The 16070-nt window shown below is 72.6% G+C and carries 16 protein-coding genes; 8 read left to right on the top strand and 8 right to left on the bottom strand.

Annotation, left to right across the window (positions count from 1 at the left end; all coding sequences use genetic code 11):
• The first annotated feature begins 128 nt into the window (after positions 1-128).
• Genes ACFWUZ_RS01120 through ACFWUZ_RS01105 form a run of 4 tightly spaced genes read left to right on the top strand, consistent with a single transcriptional unit; the run spans position 129 to position 2752 of the window.
• Positions 129-434, top strand: coding sequence for a hypothetical protein (locus ACFWUZ_RS01120; RefSeq protein WP_384365004.1), 306 nt, complete (start codon positions 129-131; stop codon positions 432-434).
• A complete protein-coding gene (locus ACFWUZ_RS01115; RefSeq protein ID WP_384365002.1) occupies positions 427-1560 on the top strand; it encodes a hypothetical protein in 1134 nt (377 codons plus the stop codon). Before ACFWUZ_RS01120 ends, ACFWUZ_RS01115 begins: the two co-directional genes overlap by 8 nt.
• Positions 1560-2177 carry a hypothetical protein gene (locus tag ACFWUZ_RS01110; protein ID WP_384364999.1) on the top strand — a complete coding sequence of 206 codons (618 nt, stop codon included), beginning with the start codon at positions 1560-1562 and terminating at the stop codon, positions 2175-2177. Before ACFWUZ_RS01115 ends, ACFWUZ_RS01110 begins: the two co-directional genes overlap by 1 nt.
• Before the next feature lie 8 nt (positions 2178-2185).
• The gene (locus ACFWUZ_RS01105; protein WP_384364996.1) at positions 2186-2752 is read left to right on the top strand and encodes a hypothetical protein; all 567 of its coding nucleotides are present in this window, start codon (positions 2186-2188) and stop codon (positions 2750-2752) included.
• Here the strand turns inward: ACFWUZ_RS01105 and ACFWUZ_RS01100 are convergent, their stop codons facing one another.
• Both ACFWUZ_RS01100 and ligD read right to left on the bottom strand, forming a co-directional pair.
• Positions 2753-2998: a WhiB family transcriptional regulator gene (locus tag ACFWUZ_RS01100; protein ID WP_384364993.1), complete on the bottom strand. Its 246-nt coding sequence runs from the start codon at positions 2996-2998 to the stop codon at positions 2753-2755.
• A 69-nt stretch (positions 2999-3067) separates the two neighbouring features.
• Positions 3068-4093, bottom strand: a complete 1026-nt coding sequence (gene ligD / locus ACFWUZ_RS01095; RefSeq protein ID WP_384364990.1) for a non-homologous end-joining DNA ligase — start codon at positions 4091-4093, stop codon at positions 3068-3070.
• A gap of 75 nt (positions 4094-4168) precedes the next feature.
• Here ligD and ACFWUZ_RS01090 point away from each other — a divergent pair, with 75 nt between their 5' ends.
• Complete coding sequence (locus ACFWUZ_RS01090; RefSeq protein ID WP_384364987.1) at positions 4169-5236, top strand: ATP-dependent DNA ligase; 1068 nt, start codon at positions 4169-4171, stop codon at positions 5234-5236.
• A gap of 55 nt (positions 5237-5291) precedes the next feature.
• Here the strand turns inward: ACFWUZ_RS01090 and ACFWUZ_RS01085 are convergent, their stop codons facing one another.
• Both ACFWUZ_RS01085 and ACFWUZ_RS01080 read right to left on the bottom strand, forming a co-directional pair.
• Positions 5292-6683, bottom strand: a complete 1392-nt coding sequence (locus ACFWUZ_RS01085; protein ID WP_384364984.1) for an NAD(P)/FAD-dependent oxidoreductase — start codon at positions 6681-6683, stop codon at positions 5292-5294.
• Positions 6684-6799: 116 nt separating this feature from the next.
• Positions 6800-7804: an NAD(P)/FAD-dependent oxidoreductase gene (locus tag ACFWUZ_RS01080; RefSeq protein ID WP_384366250.1), complete on the bottom strand. Its 1005-nt coding sequence runs from the start codon at positions 7802-7804 to the stop codon at positions 6800-6802.
• Between the two features lie 156 nt (positions 7805-7960).
• On the opposite strand from ACFWUZ_RS01080, the gene ACFWUZ_RS01075 reads away from it, so the two are divergent.
• Together ACFWUZ_RS01075 and ACFWUZ_RS01070 are read left to right on the top strand one after the other, a co-directional pair.
• Positions 7961-8575, top strand: coding sequence for a helix-turn-helix domain-containing protein (locus ACFWUZ_RS01075; RefSeq protein WP_384364981.1), 615 nt, complete (start codon positions 7961-7963; stop codon positions 8573-8575).
• Positions 8572-9075, top strand: a complete 504-nt coding sequence (locus ACFWUZ_RS01070) for an NUDIX domain-containing protein (RefSeq protein ID WP_384364979.1) — start codon at positions 8572-8574, stop codon at positions 9073-9075. Before ACFWUZ_RS01075 ends, ACFWUZ_RS01070 begins: the two co-directional genes overlap by 4 nt.
• Before the next feature lie 559 nt (positions 9076-9634).
• Here the strand turns inward: ACFWUZ_RS01070 and ACFWUZ_RS01065 are convergent.
• The 4 genes from ACFWUZ_RS01065 to ACFWUZ_RS01050 form a co-directional block, all read right to left on the bottom strand.
• The gene (locus tag ACFWUZ_RS01065) at positions 9635-10297 is read right to left on the bottom strand and encodes a GPP34 family phosphoprotein (protein ID WP_384364976.1); all 663 of its coding nucleotides are present in this window, start codon (positions 10295-10297) and stop codon (positions 9635-9637) included.
• A 122-nt stretch (positions 10298-10419) separates the two neighbouring features.
• A complete protein-coding gene (locus ACFWUZ_RS01060) occupies positions 10420-12531 on the bottom strand; it encodes an MDR family MFS transporter (RefSeq protein ID WP_384364973.1) in 2112 nt (703 codons plus the stop codon).
• A 177-nt stretch (positions 12532-12708) separates the two neighbouring features.
• Positions 12709-14064: a 6-phospho-beta-glucosidase gene (locus ACFWUZ_RS01055; protein WP_384364970.1), complete on the bottom strand. Its 1356-nt coding sequence runs from the start codon at positions 14062-14064 to the stop codon at positions 12709-12711.
• Between the two features lie 97 nt (positions 14065-14161).
• Complete coding sequence (locus ACFWUZ_RS01050; RefSeq protein WP_384364967.1) at positions 14162-15148, bottom strand: helix-turn-helix domain-containing protein; 987 nt, start codon at positions 15146-15148, stop codon at positions 14162-14164.
• Positions 15149-15365: 217 nt separating this feature from the next.
• Between ACFWUZ_RS01050 and ACFWUZ_RS01045 the strand changes: the two genes are divergently transcribed.
• The gene (locus ACFWUZ_RS01045) at positions 15366-16034 is read left to right on the top strand and encodes a helix-turn-helix domain-containing protein (RefSeq protein ID WP_384364965.1); all 669 of its coding nucleotides are present in this window, start codon (positions 15366-15368) and stop codon (positions 16032-16034) included.
• Positions 16035-16070: the final 36 nt, after the last annotated feature.

Genomic DNA, 16070 nt, shown 5'->3' with positions numbered 1-16070 from the left:
GTCTCCGGCCTGACCCCGGCCACCCCCTCGGCCCGGAGGCTCCGCCTCCGGGCTGACCGGTTTCCGCTCGCTCGCCCGGGTGACGCCGATTGCCCTGGCGGAGCCGCGCTCTGCCAGGGTTTCGCGTCATGACCTCGCTCCGGGTGGACATCGACCAGCTGACCCGCCTGACCCGCGCCCTGGACTCCTCCCTGCTCTCGCTGCGGGAGGCCCGGCAGGCACTGGACCACGTACGGGCCGACCAGCTCGGCACGGCGGACCTGGACGCCGCCTGCGACGGCTTCCAGGAACGGTGGGCCCACGGCGCGCGGGAGCTGACCAGACGCGTCAAGCGCGTACGGGAGGGCGTGGACCGCAGCGCGCAGGAGTACGCGGAGCTGGAGACGGCCGTCCGCGAAGCCTTCCGCCGTGCGGCGGCGGACGCCCGTGGCTGAGCCCGCCGCCCTGGGCTTCGACCCGGCGCCGGGGAACCCCGCGGCGGTGCTGGCCCTGGCCAAGAAGCTGAACGCCTCGTCCGCCTCCCTGGGGGAGGCGGCTCGCGTCGTCAAGGCCCTGGTCTCCCAGAGCTCGGCCTGGCAGGGCGAGGCCGCCACCGCCTTCCGCGCCTCCCTCTCGGACGAGCTCCCCCGCTACCTCGGCTCGGCCCACACCTCCCTCGCGGAGGCGGCCCGCCGGCTCACGGCCTGGCACGACACCCTGGTCGCCCACCGCGCGCTGGCCGCCCGGTACGAGTCCCAGGCCGCCGCCGCGAAGACCGAGGAGGCCCTCGCGGACGCCCGCCGCCTGGCCCGCGAGCTCGCCTCGGAACACGCCGCGGCGGCCCGCCGCGTCGCCCACGCCCTGGACAAGGCCACCGACCGACTGGCCCCGAAGGAACCGGGCGTACTGGCCTCGATCTGGCACAAGATCACCGACGACCCGGGCGACGCCCTGTCGAACGCGTCGGCGGTTCTGGGTGCGGTCGGGGCCGGCGTGGCCCTGCTGTGCCCGCCCGCGGGCCTGGCGGTGATGCTGGTCGCCGGCGGGCTGTCCGTGGCCGCGCTGGGCACACACCTCGCCGACCCGAGATTCCGGAAGTCCCTGTCGGACGGCTTCACGAAGGGCGAGTTCGACGCGGACTTCTGGAAGAGCGGCGTGACCCTCCTCGGCGACACCGCAGGCTCGGTCCCGGGCCTCGCCGCGGTCGCCTCAGGAGCCAAGGCAGGCACAGCAGCCGCCCGCGCGGCCCTCTCCGCCGCCCCGGAAACCAGCGCCCTGGCAAGCCTGGGGACGGGGGCGGGTGAATTCGGCCGGACCACGTGGTCGACGGGTCTCGCCATCCAGGAGGTCGAAAACCCCCTCCTCACCTGGGCGGTGCGGACGACGGACCCCACGGTCCGGAAGTCTGTGGGACTTGCTGGGCCGGTGACGGGGGCGGTCACGGGTGGTGCCGGGTTTCTGTCGGACAGCGATGCGGTCGAGCAGGCATCCACTACGGCAGATGGCGTGCGCGGGGTGCTGGACGACGCACCGTCCGCGGCCGCGAAGTCCGCCAGTGCCTGGGCGGTGATGAGGCCGTGATGCACGACGTGCAGGTCCCCGCACTCTGGTTCCGGCTACCGCCGGGCTTCCACGACATCGGTCCGCGCGATCGGCCGGTGCTCGAAGTCGTCGCTGAGGCTCTGGGTGGTACAGAGAGCCGCCGGCAAATCGCGCAGCTCATGGACCGCATGGACGCTCTGGTGGCTCACCAGGTGGTGCGTACCTCGATCGGACTGCATCCGGAGGGCGATGGAGGTGTATCGACCTCACTGTTCTCACTGACCATCCGGCAAGCGGACCACCCCAATCCTCGGGTGACCGTGGCCCGGACCGCCCTCGCCATCGCCCGGTCCTCGCTCTGGAGCAGCGCGACGCGCAAGGTCATCGAGCTCGCTTCTTCGAGCCCGTGCTGCCTCGTTGCTGGGCTCATCACCCCCGATGAGGTGGACGGTTGTCTGTTTCAAGCCAGAGTCGTCACTGCGGACCCGGCGGGACGTCACATCATCATCCTGGACCTCACCAGCACGGCGATCGAGCACGCCGAGGCATACACAAGCATCCTGGAGGCCGTCACCCATACGGTCAGCTTTTCGAACCCCGAAGCTCGCGCTCCGAGTTCAGCAGGCACCTCGCGCATCCTAGAGGTGCTTCTGTGACACCTGTGATGACCAAGGTCGCATGGGACCACCCCCAGACGCCCGTCGGCTACCAGCGCTTGGTGGTCCGCCGTGCCGCATGGCTGGTGGGGCTGCTTTCTTCAGCTGTGATCGCCGGAGCCGGCCTCGTACTGGGTCTGCTCCCGCACGCCCTGCTCATTTTCAGCAGTGTGGTCGCCGTCGTCGTCCCATTCCTCCCCGTAGTGGTCGTCGCGTTCTGCCGCCGACGACGCATCGCCTCGATCCTCCAGACATACCCGTGGTGTGAGTTGCCCTATGAGACCGATCCACAGACGGCCTCGCTCGTCGTCATCCGGTTCACGGACCAAATCGCCTCGACGTTTCGATTGTTCCCGTTCCCCGTGCAACTGGCGGCGGACGCACACGAGCGCAGTCCACGGCTCTGGTTCGCCGGGGACCCTCGCTTCGGCGGGGTCGTGTCGCCCGTCGGGGGGCACTACCCCGTACGGGTCGTGCCCCATGCGCCGCGGCGGGAGGAGTGCGGTGGCGACGGGTTCGATCTCGCGCTGCGGGTCGGGCTCGTGCGGCGGAGTGGGAAGGGGACGCGGACCTGATCAGCCGCGGGGGCGCAGGGCGAGGCGTTCGGATTCGGAGAGTCCGCCCCAGACGCCGAAGCGCTCGTCGTTGGCCAGGGCGTACTCCAGGCACGCCGCCCGCCCCTCGCACGACCCGCACAGCGCCTTCGCGTCCCGCAGGGACGAGCCGGGCTCCGGGAAGAAGAAGCTCGGGCCCGTCTGGGCACAGAGGGCGAGGTCGTACCAGGCGGGGGCGGAGGTGGTGGAAGCGGTGTTCATCGACATGCCGGAGATACTGATCGCCGCCGATGGACGTCCGATCAACGCCTGATCAACACCCGGCTCTGCCCGGCCCTACGCGCCGTCCTCGTGCTTCGCCCGGCTCGGCTGGACCCGCTTCGGCTCGCCCGGCATCTTCGGGTAGTCCGGCGGGTACGGCATGTCGCCCAGGCCGTGGTCGTGTTCGTCGCGTTCGGCGAGCTCCAGTACGGCGTCCAGGGTGAAGGCGTGCTCGTCCATGTCGGCGTGCAGATCGCCCAGTTCGGCGAAACGGGCCGGCATCGTCACGATGTCGAAGTCCCGCGGCTCCGCGTCGTCGACCTCGTCCCAGCGCAGGGGCGCCGACACCGGGGCGTGCGGGCGGGGGCGGACGGAGTAGGCGGAGGCGATCGTGCGGTCGCGGGCCGTCTGGTTGTAGTCGACGAAGATCCGCTCGCCGCGTTCCTCCTTCCACCAGGCCGTCGTGACCTTGCCCGGCATCCGGCGTTCCAGTTCCCGCCCGAGGGCGATCGCGCACCGCCGGACCTCGGTGAAGGTCCAGCGCGGCGCGATCGGGACGAAGACGTGCAACCCTCGGCCGCCGGAGGTCTTGGGCCAGCCCCGCAGGCCCAGTTCCTCCAGCAGAGCGCGCAGTTGGTGGGCGGCCGCCACGGCGTGGTGGTAGTCGGTGCCCGGCTGCGGGTCCAGGTCGATCCGCAGTTCGTCGGGCCGGTCGGTGTCTTCGCGCCGCACCGGCCAGGGGTGGAAGGTGAGGCAGCCCAGGTTGGCCGCCCACAGGACGGCCGCCGGCTCGGTCGGGCAGATCTCGTCGGCCGAGCGGCCGCTCGGGAAGGCGATGTGGGCGGTCGGGATCCAGTCCGGGAGGTTCTTCGGCGCACGCTTCTGGAAGAAGGACTCGCCCTCCACCCCGTCGGGGAAGCGCTCCAGGGTCGTGGGGCGGTTGCGCAGGGCACGCGTGATGCCGTCGGCGACCGCCAGGTAGTACTCGGCGACGTCCCTCTTGGTGAGGCCCCGCTCCGGGAAGTACACCTTGTCCGGGCTGGAGAGGCGTACCGTCCGCCCACCCGCCTCCAGCTCGATCGCATCTCCGGCAGCACCCATGACCGCCACGGTAGGCGGGCCCGGCCGGGTGCGCATACCGGGCGGGTCCGGACGTACCACCGCAGAATCGAGGGCATGGATCTACCGGTGATGCCGCCCGTGAAGCCGATGCTCGCCAAGGCCGTGGCGAAGATCCCGCCCGGGATGCAGTACGAGGCCAAGTGGGACGGCTTCCGCGCCATCGTGCACCGGGACGGGGACGAGGTGGAGATCGGCAGCCGCACCGGGAAGACCTTGACCAGGTACTTTCCTGAGCTGGTGGTGGCGCTGAAGGAGAATCTGCCCGACCGGTGCGTCGTGGACGGTGAGATCGTGATCGTGCATGGCGGACGTCTCGATTTCGACCGGCTGACCGAGCGCATCCATCCCGCGCAGTCCCGCGTCACCCTCCTCGCCGGGAAGACCCCGGCCAGCTTCGTCGCCTTCGACCTGCTCGCGCTCGGCGAGGCGTCGCTCCTCGACACGTCGCTCGCCGACCGCCGCGCCGCCCTCACCCAAGCCCTGTCCACCGCTCGGCCCCCCGTCCACGTCGCGCCCGCGACCACCGATGCCGCGCTCGCGCAGGAGTGGTTCGAGCGGTTCGAGGGCGCCGGGCTCGACGGGGTGGTCGCCAAACCGCTCGACCTGCCCTATCGGCCCGATGCCCGCCTGATGTTCAAGATCAAGCACGAGCGTACGGCCGACGTCGTCGTCGCGGGTTTCCGTTTCCACAAGAGCGGTCCGATTGTCGGATCACTGCTGCTCGGGCTGCACGACCAGCACGGCGCCCTCCAGCACGTGGGCGTGTGCGCCGCCTTCCCGATGAAGCGCCGCGCCGAGCTGGTCGAGGAGCTGGAACCGCTCCGGATGGCCGACGTCTCCGGTCACCCGTGGGCCGCCTGGGCCGAGGAGGAGGCGCACGAGAGCGCCCGGCTGCCCGGTGCGCAGAGCCGCTGGACCGGGAAGAAGGACCTGTCCTGGGTCCCGCTGCGGCCCGAGCGGGTCTGCGAGGTCACGTACGACCACATGGAGGGCGACCGCTTCCGGCACACCGCCCAGTTCCGCCGGTGGCGGCCCGACCGGGTGCCGGAGAGCTGCACCTACGCCCAGCTCGAGGAGGTCGTCGGCTACGACCTCGCCGAGGTGCTGGGCCCCGTCACCTGACCGCGGGCACCCGGCCGCGGGCACCCCCGCCGCGAGCGCCCCGGCCGCGGCTTGCTCAACCGGCCGTCAGTCTCTCCCACTCCGCCCGGTCCGGCCCGACCGCGTTCGGCGCGTACTCCGGCCGCGCGGCCAGCCAGCGCGCCACCCGGGCCCGGACCTCCGGGTCCGCGTACGCCCGCTCCGGCGGCTCCGCCAGGTGCCGGACCCTGGCCCGCGCCCGCATCACCTCGGGGTCGTCCAGGGCGCAGTCGAACAGCGCGGCGATCTCGCGCGCCGTGCCGGTCCGCGCGACCCTGGTCGCGAACCGCTCCCCGATGGCCGCGTCGGCAACCACCTGGAAGTCGAACCACGGCTTCAGGGTGCGCACGGCCCACGCGTGGTGGTCGGCGGCGAACTGCTCCGAAGCGGGCTCCTGGTGCGCCGTGCGGGCCACCCTGCTCGCGGCCCACAGGGCGAGCGAAGTGCCCTGCCCGAGGGTCGGGTTGGTGTGCGTGATCGCGTCCCCGACCGGTACGAGTCCCGTCACCACCGGGCCCCGGTCGTCGACCAGCGCGCTCCACCGGTTGTCCAGGCTCGCGGTGGCGACCACCCCGGACAGCGGTTCGGCGCCGAGTCCCAGCCAGGCGGCGCCGGGCGGGAAGCAGCGGGCGGCGGCCTCGAAGACGGCGGGGTCGCGCAGGGCGGAGCGCGTGGAGTCCCCGGTGTGCACGATCAGGGTCACCGCGAACACCCGGTTGTCGGCCGGGAAGACGGCGCATCCGGCGAAGGTCCCGCCGGCCACCGCCCACGGGCGGCGCGGCCCGTCCTCCACTCCCCCGGGCAGCTGGTACCAGCGGCAGAAGTACGCCAGCCCGGTGCGGTGGCGTTCCACGACGGAGGGACGGCAGCCCGCTGCGGTCAGCCAGCGCTCCACGCCGCCGCGCCGCCCTCCTGCGTCCACCACGAGGTCCCCCGGGTGGCCGCCGGCCTCCGTGGTCACTCCCGTCACCCGGACCCCTGATGGTGTGGTCAGGCTGGTCAGGCCGGTGACGGGTTCCCCGTACCGTGCGACGACACCCGGTTCGGCGCGCAGGGCGGTGGTCAGGGCGCTTTCCAGCAGGATGCGCCGGGCCTGGATCATGACGAGGTCCTCGTCGCCGGGCCGGGCGGGCGGGCGTACGTCGAACCAGTCGAGCTCGTGCCGTTCGCGCGCCCCCAGCCGCAGCATCTCCTCGTATACGTCGGGGAGTTCGTTCCGCAGGACCGTGCGCGCGGCCCCGAGGAGGACGTGGGGCTGGGTCGCCTGGGGTACGGCCGGGCGGCGCCAGCCGAAGAAGTCGCGGTCGAGCGCGGTGCCCGGGGCCCGGGTGTCGCGTTCGAAGAGTTCGACCGTATGCCCCCGCCGTGCCGCCAGCAGGGCCGTGGCCGGCCCTCCGACACCTCCGCCTATAACCAGCACATGTGCCATGTGAACGCCCCCTGAGCCGTTGAACCGCCGAACCGTACGACGATCAGACCGCCCAGAGCCTGCACGGACGGCGTCGGGCCCAAACCCGTACAGGCATCCGATAACGGACCAGCGCCCTACCGCCCGGCCGGCCCCGGGCCTGCCTCCGGATCCGCCCGTGCACCGGCCCGGTGGACCTCCAGCGCCCGCCGGGTCTCCTCCTCGACCAGGTCGGCGTTGAGAGCGACGGCCGCCCGCACGCCCTGGGCGGCGGAGCCCGCCACCTGCTCCATCGGGGCGGTCACATTGCCCGCGGCCCAGACCCCGGTCAGGGCGGTCGCCCCGGTCGCGGGATCGGAGGCGACGCAGGTGGCGACCACCTGGCCGTCGCGTTCGACACCGACGGTCGGCAGGCCCAGGCTGGTGAGCACGCCCGCGCGGGCCACGAACCTGGGGGCCACCACCAGCGCCCGGCACGCCACGGAGGTCCCCCCGGCCAGCGCCACCCCGGTCAGCCGGTCCTCACTGACGTCGAGGCCGGTCACCTCGCCCTCAACGACCGCCACGCCCAGGGCCGCCAGCAGCTCGCGGTCCTGGGCGGTGAGCGGCCAGGTGTGCGCCAGCAGGGTGACGTGCTCGCTCCAGTTGCGCCAGAGCTGGGCCTGGTGCACGGATACGGGGCCGGTGGCCAGCACGGCGAGCGGCTGGTCCCGGACCTCCCAGCCGTGGCAGTACGGGCAGTGCAGCACGTCGCGGCCCCAGCGCTCCCGGATGCCCGGCAGCCCCGGCAGTTCGTCCACCAGGCCGGTGGCGACCAGCAGCCTCCGGGCGCGGACGGTGGAGCCGTCCCCGCAGCGGACCAGGAACCCTCCCCCGGGCAACCGGTCGGCCGCGACGGCCGTGACGGCCCGGACCTCACCGCCGTAGCCAGTCACCTCGGCGCGCCCCCTGGCCAGCAGGGCCGCGGGGCTCTGGCCGTCCTGGCCGAGGTAGCCGTGCAGGTGCGCGGAGGGGGCGTTGCGCGGAGTCCCCGAGTCCAGGACGAGCACCGAGCGCCGGGCCCGGACCAGGGTCAGCGCCCCGGCCAGACCGGCGGCCCCGCCGCCCACCACCACCGCGTCGAACCGCTCGTCCGTGTCCATGCCGTCCTCGCCGCCCTTGCCGCCGATGCCGCCGCTGTCGTTCCTGGCGTCCATGTCGTCCATGTCGTCCATGTCGTCCATGTCGTCCATGTCGGCGAGGGTCCGCCCGTGGCCCCGCGCTTGACAAATTCTGTTGCCGAAGCAGCAAATGGAGGCATGGCCACCGAGGAGCAGGACGAAGAACTCGCGGGTGTGCTCACCTCCGTCGGACCACGACTGCGCGCCCTGCGCCGGCAGCGCGGCACGACATTGGCGCAGCTCAGCGAGTCCACCGGCATCTCGCTCTCCACGCTGTCCCGGCTGGAGTCCGGACAGCGCCGCCCGACGCTGGAGCTGCTGCTCCCGCTGGCCCGGGCGCACCGGGTGGCGCTCGACGAGCTGGTCGGAGCGCCCGAGACCGGGGACCCGCGCATCCGCCCGCGTCCCTTCGTCCGGCACGGCTCCACGTACGTGCCGCTGACGCGCGGCCTCGGCGGCGGGGTGAGCGCCTTCAAGCTGATCCTCCCGCCGCACGAGGGGCCGCCGCCCGAACTCCGCGTCCACGAGGGCTACGAGTGGCTGTACGTGCTGTCCGGGCGGGTACGGATGCTGCTGGGCGAGCACGATCTGATCCTCGGCCCCGGCGAGGCGGCCGAATTCGACACGCACACCCCGCACGCCTTCTTCAACCCGGGTCCGCAGCCCGCGGAGTTCCTCAGCCTGTTCGGTCCGCAGGGCGAGCGGATCCACGTCAGGGCCCGGCCCAGCACCCCACCGAAAGGACGGCCATGAGCAGCACCGACCCCCGCCCCGAGCATCCGGAACGCCCTGAGCGGGCCGTCCCGCAGCCCAATGCCGTCGTCGGCGTCGGGCTGGTCGTGGTGGGCCCGGACGGCCGGGTGCTGCTCGGCCAGGCGCACGACGGCCGCTGGGAGCTGCCCGGCGGCAAGGTCGACCCCGGCGAGGGCTTCGAGCAGGCCGCGGCCCGCGAACTCGCCGAGGAGACGGACCTGCGGGCGGCCCCCGAGGGGATCCGGGTGCTCTCCGTCCAGATCGACGCGAAGTCGGGCACGACCCGGCTCACGGCGGCCGCGGTCACCACCACCGCGCAGGGCGTGCCCGCCGTCACCGAACCGCACAAGATCGTCCGGTGGCAGTGGTTCGCCCCGGCCGAGATCCCGGCGGCCCTCTACGCCCCCTCGGCGGGCGTCCTGCGTGCCTGGCGCCCGGACCTCACGACGCTGCCGGACGTGTCCTCGTACGCCTACCCGACCTCGACCTCGACCGCCTGAGGGCAGCCGGCGAGGCGGCCACCTGGCGGCGACGGCAACCGGAACGGGCCCCCTGCCCTCTGCCCCCGCCCGGCCACGACCGGGGCCAGGGGCCGGGGCACGCCATCTCGTCCACCGCTACCGTGGCCCCATGTCTACGGTTCCGCCTGGGGTGGCGGCCTTCGTCGCCACGGCATCCCGGCTGTCCGAACGGACGCCGGACGCGATCCGGCAGGCCACCGCCGCGGCGGTGGCATCCGGCGCGTACGACCATTGCGCCGTGCCCAAGCTTTCCGCCGCGGAGTTCAGTGCACTGAACAGACAGGTCCGACATGCCCTCGCCCCGCGGGGCGAGGAGCTGAGCGCCGGACGCCCGGGCGGGCTGCGGTCTGCCCTCGCCTGTGCGACCCGGACCGCACAAGCGGTCTGGAGGCGCGACCGGCTGACCACCGACCAGACGCCTCTCTCACCGAGACGTTCACGGCCCACGTCGTCCCACTGCCGCCCCGTGGTTGCGGATCTGGCGTCAGCTCATTCCGATGGGCGGATCATCCCTACCCCGCGCAAAGGGACGGGCCGCCTACGCCGTCACGGCCGCCGCCGTCGCCAGGCTGGCGGCCGTGATGGCCACCTGCATGTCGCGGATCGCGGCCCGCACTCCCTCCGCCGCCCACTGCCCGGCGGCTATCTCGGCCGCGCGCGCGACGATCTGCTTGCGCGGCTGGCCGGGGAAGGCCAGGCGGTGCAGTTTCGCCGAGTGGACGAGGGCGATCAGACCGGCCGTCCGCACGTCCGGCTCGGCGCCCTCGAGGACCACCGCCTCCAGCCGCTGCCGCAGTTCCCGCTCGACCGAGCCGTCGGACTCCGGGTAGCGGCGCACCGGGAACATGCCGAGCACCTTGTGCTCCTGCTCCGTGACCACGCCCCGCCCGCGCAAGCTCTCCAGCGTGGCGCCGACCGCCTTGGTGTGGTCCTTGGTCAGCCAGTCCGTGACCCGGCGCTTGCTGCGGCCCCGCAGCCACGCCTCGATCAGCAGGATCCGGCCGTCGAGCAGCTGCTCCCCGGTCGGCGTCGGATCCGTCAGCTCCAGGTACTTGCCCGCCACGGACACCCGTTCGGCCAGGACCAGTTCCAGCAGGATGCCGCCCGCCACCGCCCAGCCCGCCGTCTGCCGCTGCTTGGCCGACCCGGTCTCGTCGTCCAGCGACAGCAGCATGACCTCTTCTGCCAGTGTGATCGCCATGTGTAGTACCCCCGTTGCGCTTGTGCCTCGGTGGGAAGAACGCCCGCCGCCCGCCGATGGTTCCACGCCGGCCGCACCGGTCACGGACCCGCCGGGCCGCACCGGCTTCTGACCCCCGACGGTCACCCCGGCAGCGCCGGCCTCGGCGCGAAGTTCCCCTCGCCCAGGTCCTCGGCCAGCAGCCGCTTCGCGATCGCGTCAGCCGCCACCCGCAGTTCGGCGCTCCGCGGCCGCCCCCGGTCCTTCTCCAGCTGGTCGCCGAGCCAGTGCGCCCAGGCCGCCGAGATGACGTCGGCCTCCCGCTGGCCTCCCGGGGTGAGCGTGAAGAAACTGCCCTCGTGGGTGAGGTAGCCCTCCTCGACCATCCGGTCGAAGGCCGGGAGCAGCACCTCCGGCGGCAGGTGGCGCCGTCCGGCGATGAGCCCGAGGCTGGCGTAGCCCACGGTCCGGGTCATCAGCTCCACCTGCATGACGGTCCACGCCCCGGCCATGTCCAGGCGGGTGTCGGAGCCTTCGACGATGGCCCGCGCTTCCTGCGGCCCCATGGTCCGCACGAGTTTGCCGACCGCCAGCTCCAGCAGCTTCGCCGAGTTCCCCGAGGCCGTCGCCGGTGAGGCGAAGCCGTCGCCCATGTCCGTGGAGCCCGCCCGGGCGCTGTCGCGCAGCTTGACCTGCTTGAGGAAGAGCGCCACCACGAAGCCGAACACCGCCACCGGTACCGTCCACAGGAACACCGTCTGCAGTGCCTCCGCATACGCCGCGATCACCGGGCCGGCCTGCGCCGGGTCCAGCCCGTGCACCCCCTCCGGGCTCTGCGCGGCCCGGCCGAGCACCGCCGGGTCGGTTCCGGTGGCCCGGGCCGCCTCGCCGACCGCCGTCTTCAGCCCGGGCCCCAGGCTGTTGGCGTAGAGGGTTCCGAACACGGCGGTCCCGAAGGCGCTGCCGAGGGTACGGAAGAAGGTGACGCCGGAGGTGGCCGTGCCGAGGTCGGCGTAGTCCACGGTGTTCTGCACGGCGATGGTGAGCACCTGCATGCACAGGCCGATGCCGGTACCGAGGACGAACATGTACAGGGACTCCAGCCAGGTGCTGGTCCCCGGCCCCATCAGCGACAGCAGGTACAGGCCGACGCCCATGACCGCGCAGCCCACGATGGGGAAGACCTTGTAGCGGCCGGTCTTGCTGGTGACGTTGCCGCTGAAGACGGAGGCGATCAGCAGGCCGATGACCATTGGCAGGGTCCGCACCCCCGAGATGGTGGCCGAGTCCCCGTCCACGTACTGGAGGTAGGTCGGCAGGAAGGTCATCGCACCGAGCATGGCGAAGCCGACGACGAAGCTCAGGACGGAGCAGACCGAGAAGACCGGGTTGCTGAACAGCCGCATCGGGAGCATCGGTTCTGCGGCCCGGACCTCCGCGCCGCAGAACAACGCCAGTGCCAGGACGCCGCCCGCGAACAGGCCGATGATCACCCCGGAGTTCCAGGCGTACTCGTTGCCGCCCCAGCTCGTCGCCAGGATCAGGGCGCTGGCCCCGACCGACACCAGCGCGATGCCGAGGTAGTCGATCACGGTCTTGCCTGCGGCGCGCACGGAGGGGATGGTCCGCGCGGCCGCGATCACCACCAGGATCGCGATGGGCACGTTGACGTAGAAGCACCAGCGCCAGCTGAGGGAGTCGGTGAACAGCCCGCCCAGCAGCGGTCCGATGACGGTGGCCACGCCGAAGACGGCGCCGATCGCGCCCTGGTACTTGCCCCGTTCGCGCAGTGGCACCACATCGGCGATCAGCGCCATCGCCGTGACCATCAGGCCGCCCGCGCCGATGCCCTGCACGCCCCGCCACAGGATCAGGAGGGTCATGTTGCTGGAGAACCCGCACAGGAAGGAGCCGCTGATGAAGATGACCGCCGAGATCTGGAAGATCAGTTTCCGGCCGAAGACGTCGCCGAACTTGCCGACGAGCACCGTGGCGACGGTCTCCGCGAGCAAGTAGGCCGTCACCACCCACGACATGTGGTCGCCGCCGCCGAGGTCCGCCACGATCGTGGGCAGGGCGGTGCCGACGATGGTCTGGTCGAGCGCGGCCAGCAGCACGCCCAGCATGATCGTGCCGAAGATGACGTTCCGCCGCCGCCGGTCGAGCACGGGGGGCGCCGCACGCGGTGCGGCAGGGGCGTCAGCGGGGGCAGTGGTCACATCTCGCACTCTCACAGCGCCCCCGCCGGGCCGCATGCGCACTGGGCCGTACGGGGGAGCCGCTGCGAGGGCCCGTACGAGCGGCCGGGCGGGGGCCGCACCAGCGACCGATCGCGGACCCCGGCGCGAGGCCGTACGGGACCGAACGCGGACCCCGGCGCGAGGCCGTACGAGCGGCCCGGCGCCGGGCCCTCGGCCCGGCCCGGCGGAGGTTCAGCGCAGGTGGGCCAGGCCCGGATGGGCCGCCGCGTAGCCGTCCACCAGCCGGCGCGCCACGCCCACCGAGTCCACCAGCGGGTGCAGGGCGAAGGCCTTCACGGCGTCCGCCCGTGACCCGCTCGCCGCGGCCGCCAGGACCTCCCGTTCGACGGCCTTGACCGCCGTCACCAGCCCTACGGCGTGCAGCGGCAGCGGGGCGACGGCCACGGGGTGGGCGCCGTTGGCGTCGACCAGGCAGGGCACCTCGATGACGGCCTCGTCGTCGAGCACGGACAGGGTGGAACGGTTGCGGACGTTCAGGATCAGCGTGGCCCGCTCGTCGCGGGCGATGGCCCGCATCAACGCCAGCGCGACCTGCTCGTAGCCCCCGGACTCCAGGTCGCTCCCGTCCCGGTCCCCGGCCCCCGCCGCCTCGCGGTTCTCGGCCATGTACGTGGCCTCGCGCTCGGCCCTGGTCCGGTCCCAGGCGGCGAGCGCCTCCCCGGCCCGCAGCCCGGCACGGCCGGCCTCGGCGTAGAATCCGCGCTGCTGGTCGCGCAGGAAGGCGCCGCGTGTCTGCTTCGCCTCCTGATAAGCCCGTACGGTGTCACGGTTGAAGTAGTAGTAGTGCAGGTACTCGTTCGGGATGGCGCCCAGCGAGCGCAGCCACTGCGCACCGAAGAGCCTGCCCTCCTCGAAGGACTCCAGCGCCTCGGTGTCGGCCAGCAGCCGGGGCAGTTCGTCGCGGCCCCCGATGCGCAGCCCGCGCACCCAGCCCAGGTGGTTGAGGCCGACGTAGTCGATCCAGGCCTCCTGCGGCCGGGCCCCCAGCAGCCGGGCGATGCGCCGGCCGAGCCCCACCGGGGAGTCGCAGATGCCGATGACCCGCTCCCCGAGCTCCTCGGCCATGGCCTCGGTGACCAGTCCGGCGGGGTTGGTGAAGTTGATGACCCAGGCGTCGGGGGCGGTCCTGGCGATCCGCCGCGCGATCCGACGGGCCACCGGCACGGTCCGCAGGCCGTACGCGACCCCGCCGGCTCCCACCGTCTCCTGGCCGAGCACGCCCTCGGCGAGGGCGACCCGCTCGTCCGCGGCGCGTCCCTCCAGGCCGCCGACGCGGATGGCCGAGAAGATGAAGTCGGCCCCGCGCAGGGCCTCGTCGAGGTCCGTGGTGGCCGTCACGGCCGGGGCGTCCGGCACCGCGGCCGCTGCCGCCTGGTCGGCGAGCACCCGGGCCATGGCGGCGAGCCGCGCGGGATCCTCGTCGTAGAGCGTCACCTGGGACACCCGGCCCTCGGCGCGGTCGCCCAGGAGTGCTCCGTAGACGAGCGGTACCCGGAACCCGCCCCCGCCGAGGATCGTCAGCCGCACGCCCCTACCGCCCTTTCGCCGCACACCGCACCGTGCCACGATCCGTGGCACCCCCGCCGCGCACGCACACGCCGGGGGACCAGTGTCCCCCGGGCGGTCACTCCCCCAGCGGCGGCACGGCGCGCAGGCGGGTCGGCTGCTGGTGCGGGATCCCGCCGCCGCGGACCGGGCCGAGCTGGGCGCCCTGGGGGGCGGAGAGGATCAGGGTGATCCGGGTCAGCCCCATCTCGTCCAGCATCCGGCTGCTTTCGGCCACCATGCGGCAGCGCACCAGCCCCCACCCCGGGTCGGGGTGGCGCACGGTCCGCACCGCCCCGTCGCGCTCCGCGACGCCGGCTCCGTGCGTGCTCAGCCAGTGCGGCACCCCGTACCGGTAGGCCGCTTCCATGAAGGGGTCGCGGGCCACCTCCTGGCGGATGCTGCGCAGCCCCTCGTCCTCGGGGGCCCCGGCCAGTGCGGTCGCGAACTGGGCCAGGAGCGGCACGCACCAGGCGGGCTCGTGGTCCTCCAGCACCGCCGCCGCGTCCGGGTGGAACAGCACGAAGCGCAGGAAGTTGTCGTCCGGCAGGGCCGTGGGATGCGGCCGTACGGACTGGAAGAGCTGGTCGAAGGCCGAGTTGGTCAGCGCGACGTCCCAGCGGTGGTCCACCAGGAAACTCGGGTACGGCACGGACTCCATGAGCGCCGCGTAGTCGCACAGGTAGTCGCGCTGGGCCGGGTCGTCCGGCAGCCGGCTGTCCTCGGAGGCCCGCCAGGTGAGCGGCGGATCACGGTCCACCATGACGCGGAAGAGCCAGAAGCACTGCCGCTCGCTCATCTCCAAGGCCTCGGCCAGGGCGAGCAGTTTGCGGTCGGTCCACTCCTTGACCAGGCCCCGTTCCCAGTTCCCGTACGCACGGACGCTGATGCGCAGCCGTGCGGCGAGGTCCTCCTGGCTCAGGCCCAGCTCCTCGCGGCGCTGGCGCAAAATCTCCTTGCGTCGCTCCGACCGCACGGCGCCGCGCGCCGACTCATCGCCCGCCAGGCGCTCCTCGCCGGCTCGGGCGAGGCCATCGGACGGGCCCACCGCTGCGAGATGTGGCACCGAGAGCTCCCCCTCCTCACGGTCTGGATCTTCATTGCCTGTGGCGATCCTGCTACCGACTTCATTCGAGTGTCAACTATTGTGGCAATTCCAGCCTCCCGACAGCTCATTCCCGCCACAGCTGTGGCAAGTTCTGGTCCTCCGGAGGCGGAGCGGATAGATTCCAGAGGCCGACCACGTGCCCGTACCGACCTCGCGCGATCTAGGAGAACCACTGGTGACAGACGGCTTCCCGGCTCCCGTCGCGGTGGCCAACGCACCCCTGGCAGCCACCGTCACGCGGGTAGCCGAACTCGCGGGCAAGATGGGCCGCGAGCTGAACCAGGTCTTCGACCTGCGACGGCTCTCGGAGGCATCCGGCGTCCCCACGGACGTGGTCAGGACCCTGCTGGAAGGACGGCCGGCCGGTGAACCGGACCTGCAGGCCCGCTTCCTCCAGCGCCTCGACCTGCTCCGGCGCACCAGGGTCAAACCCAACGGCCGCAGGTACACGCAGCAGGAGATCGCGGACGGCGCCGGCATGTCGCGCCAGCAGGCGGGAGCCCTGATCAACGGCGACCGCCGGCCGACCATGGAACACTGCGACGCGATCCAGCGCTTCTTCGGTGTCCACGCGGGGTTCCTCACCGCCCACGACGCCGACGCCCTGACCGACGCGCTCCAGCGGACCGAACAGCAGCTGCTCCAGGACTTCGCGGGCCGCGCGCGGGAAACCGTACCGGCCTCGGCCGCTTCGGCGGGCGATCCACTGGCAAGACTTCTCCAGAACCACGGAGTGCGGGGCATCGCCTGGCGCGCCGCCCAACTGCCCAGCGACAAGCATCGGGACAAGGTGACCGAATGGCTGGACATGCTCCTCGAAAGCGTCAAACCGAACGAATCCTGACCCAGGCGAAAGTCTGGGTCTGATCCTTGAGTCCTG

The organism is Streptomyces sp. NPDC058646, assembly GCF_042716875.1.
GTDB lineage: Bacteria > Actinomycetota > Actinomycetes > Streptomycetales > Streptomycetaceae > Streptomyces.
This window is presented reverse-complemented; position numbering and strand designations above follow the sequence as displayed.

Bases quoted from the DNA above. Each gene is read 5' to 3' on its own strand.
- ACFWUZ_RS01120 (WP_384365004.1), top strand. From the start codon at position 129: ATGACCTCGCTCCGGGTGGACATCGACCAGCTGACCCGCCTGACCCGC.
- ACFWUZ_RS01110 (WP_384364999.1), top strand. From the start codon at position 1,560: ATGCACGACGTGCAGGTCCCCGCACTCTGGTTCCGGCTACCGCCGGGC.
- ACFWUZ_RS01105 (WP_384364996.1), top strand. From the start codon at position 2,186: ATGACCAAGGTCGCATGGGACCACCCCCAGACGCCCGTCGGCTACCAG.
- ACFWUZ_RS01100 (WP_384364993.1), bottom strand. From the start codon at position 2,998: ATGTCGATGAACACCGCTTCCACCACCTCCGCCCCCGCCTGGTACGAC.
- ligD (WP_384364990.1), bottom strand. From the start codon at position 4,093: ATGGGTGCTGCCGGAGATGCGATCGAGCTGGAGGCGGGTGGGCGGACG.
- ACFWUZ_RS01090 (WP_384364987.1), top strand. From the start codon at position 4,169: ATGGATCTACCGGTGATGCCGCCCGTGAAGCCGATGCTCGCCAAGGCC.
- ACFWUZ_RS01085 (WP_384364984.1), bottom strand. From the start codon at position 6,683: ATGGCACATGTGCTGGTTATAGGCGGAGGTGTCGGAGGGCCGGCCACG.
- ACFWUZ_RS01080 (WP_384366250.1), bottom strand. From the start codon at position 7,804: ATGGACACGGACGAGCGGTTCGACGCGGTGGTGGTGGGCGGCGGGGCC.
- ACFWUZ_RS01075 (WP_384364981.1), top strand. From the start codon at position 7,961: ATGGCCACCGAGGAGCAGGACGAAGAACTCGCGGGTGTGCTCACCTCC.
- ACFWUZ_RS01070 (WP_384364979.1), top strand. From the start codon at position 8,572: ATGAGCAGCACCGACCCCCGCCCCGAGCATCCGGAACGCCCTGAGCGG.
- ACFWUZ_RS01065 (WP_384364976.1), bottom strand. From the start codon at position 10,297: ATGGCGATCACACTGGCAGAAGAGGTCATGCTGCTGTCGCTGGACGAC.
- ACFWUZ_RS01060 (WP_384364973.1), bottom strand. From the start codon at position 12,531: ATGCGGCCCGGCGGGGGCGCTGTGAGAGTGCGAGATGTGACCACTGCC.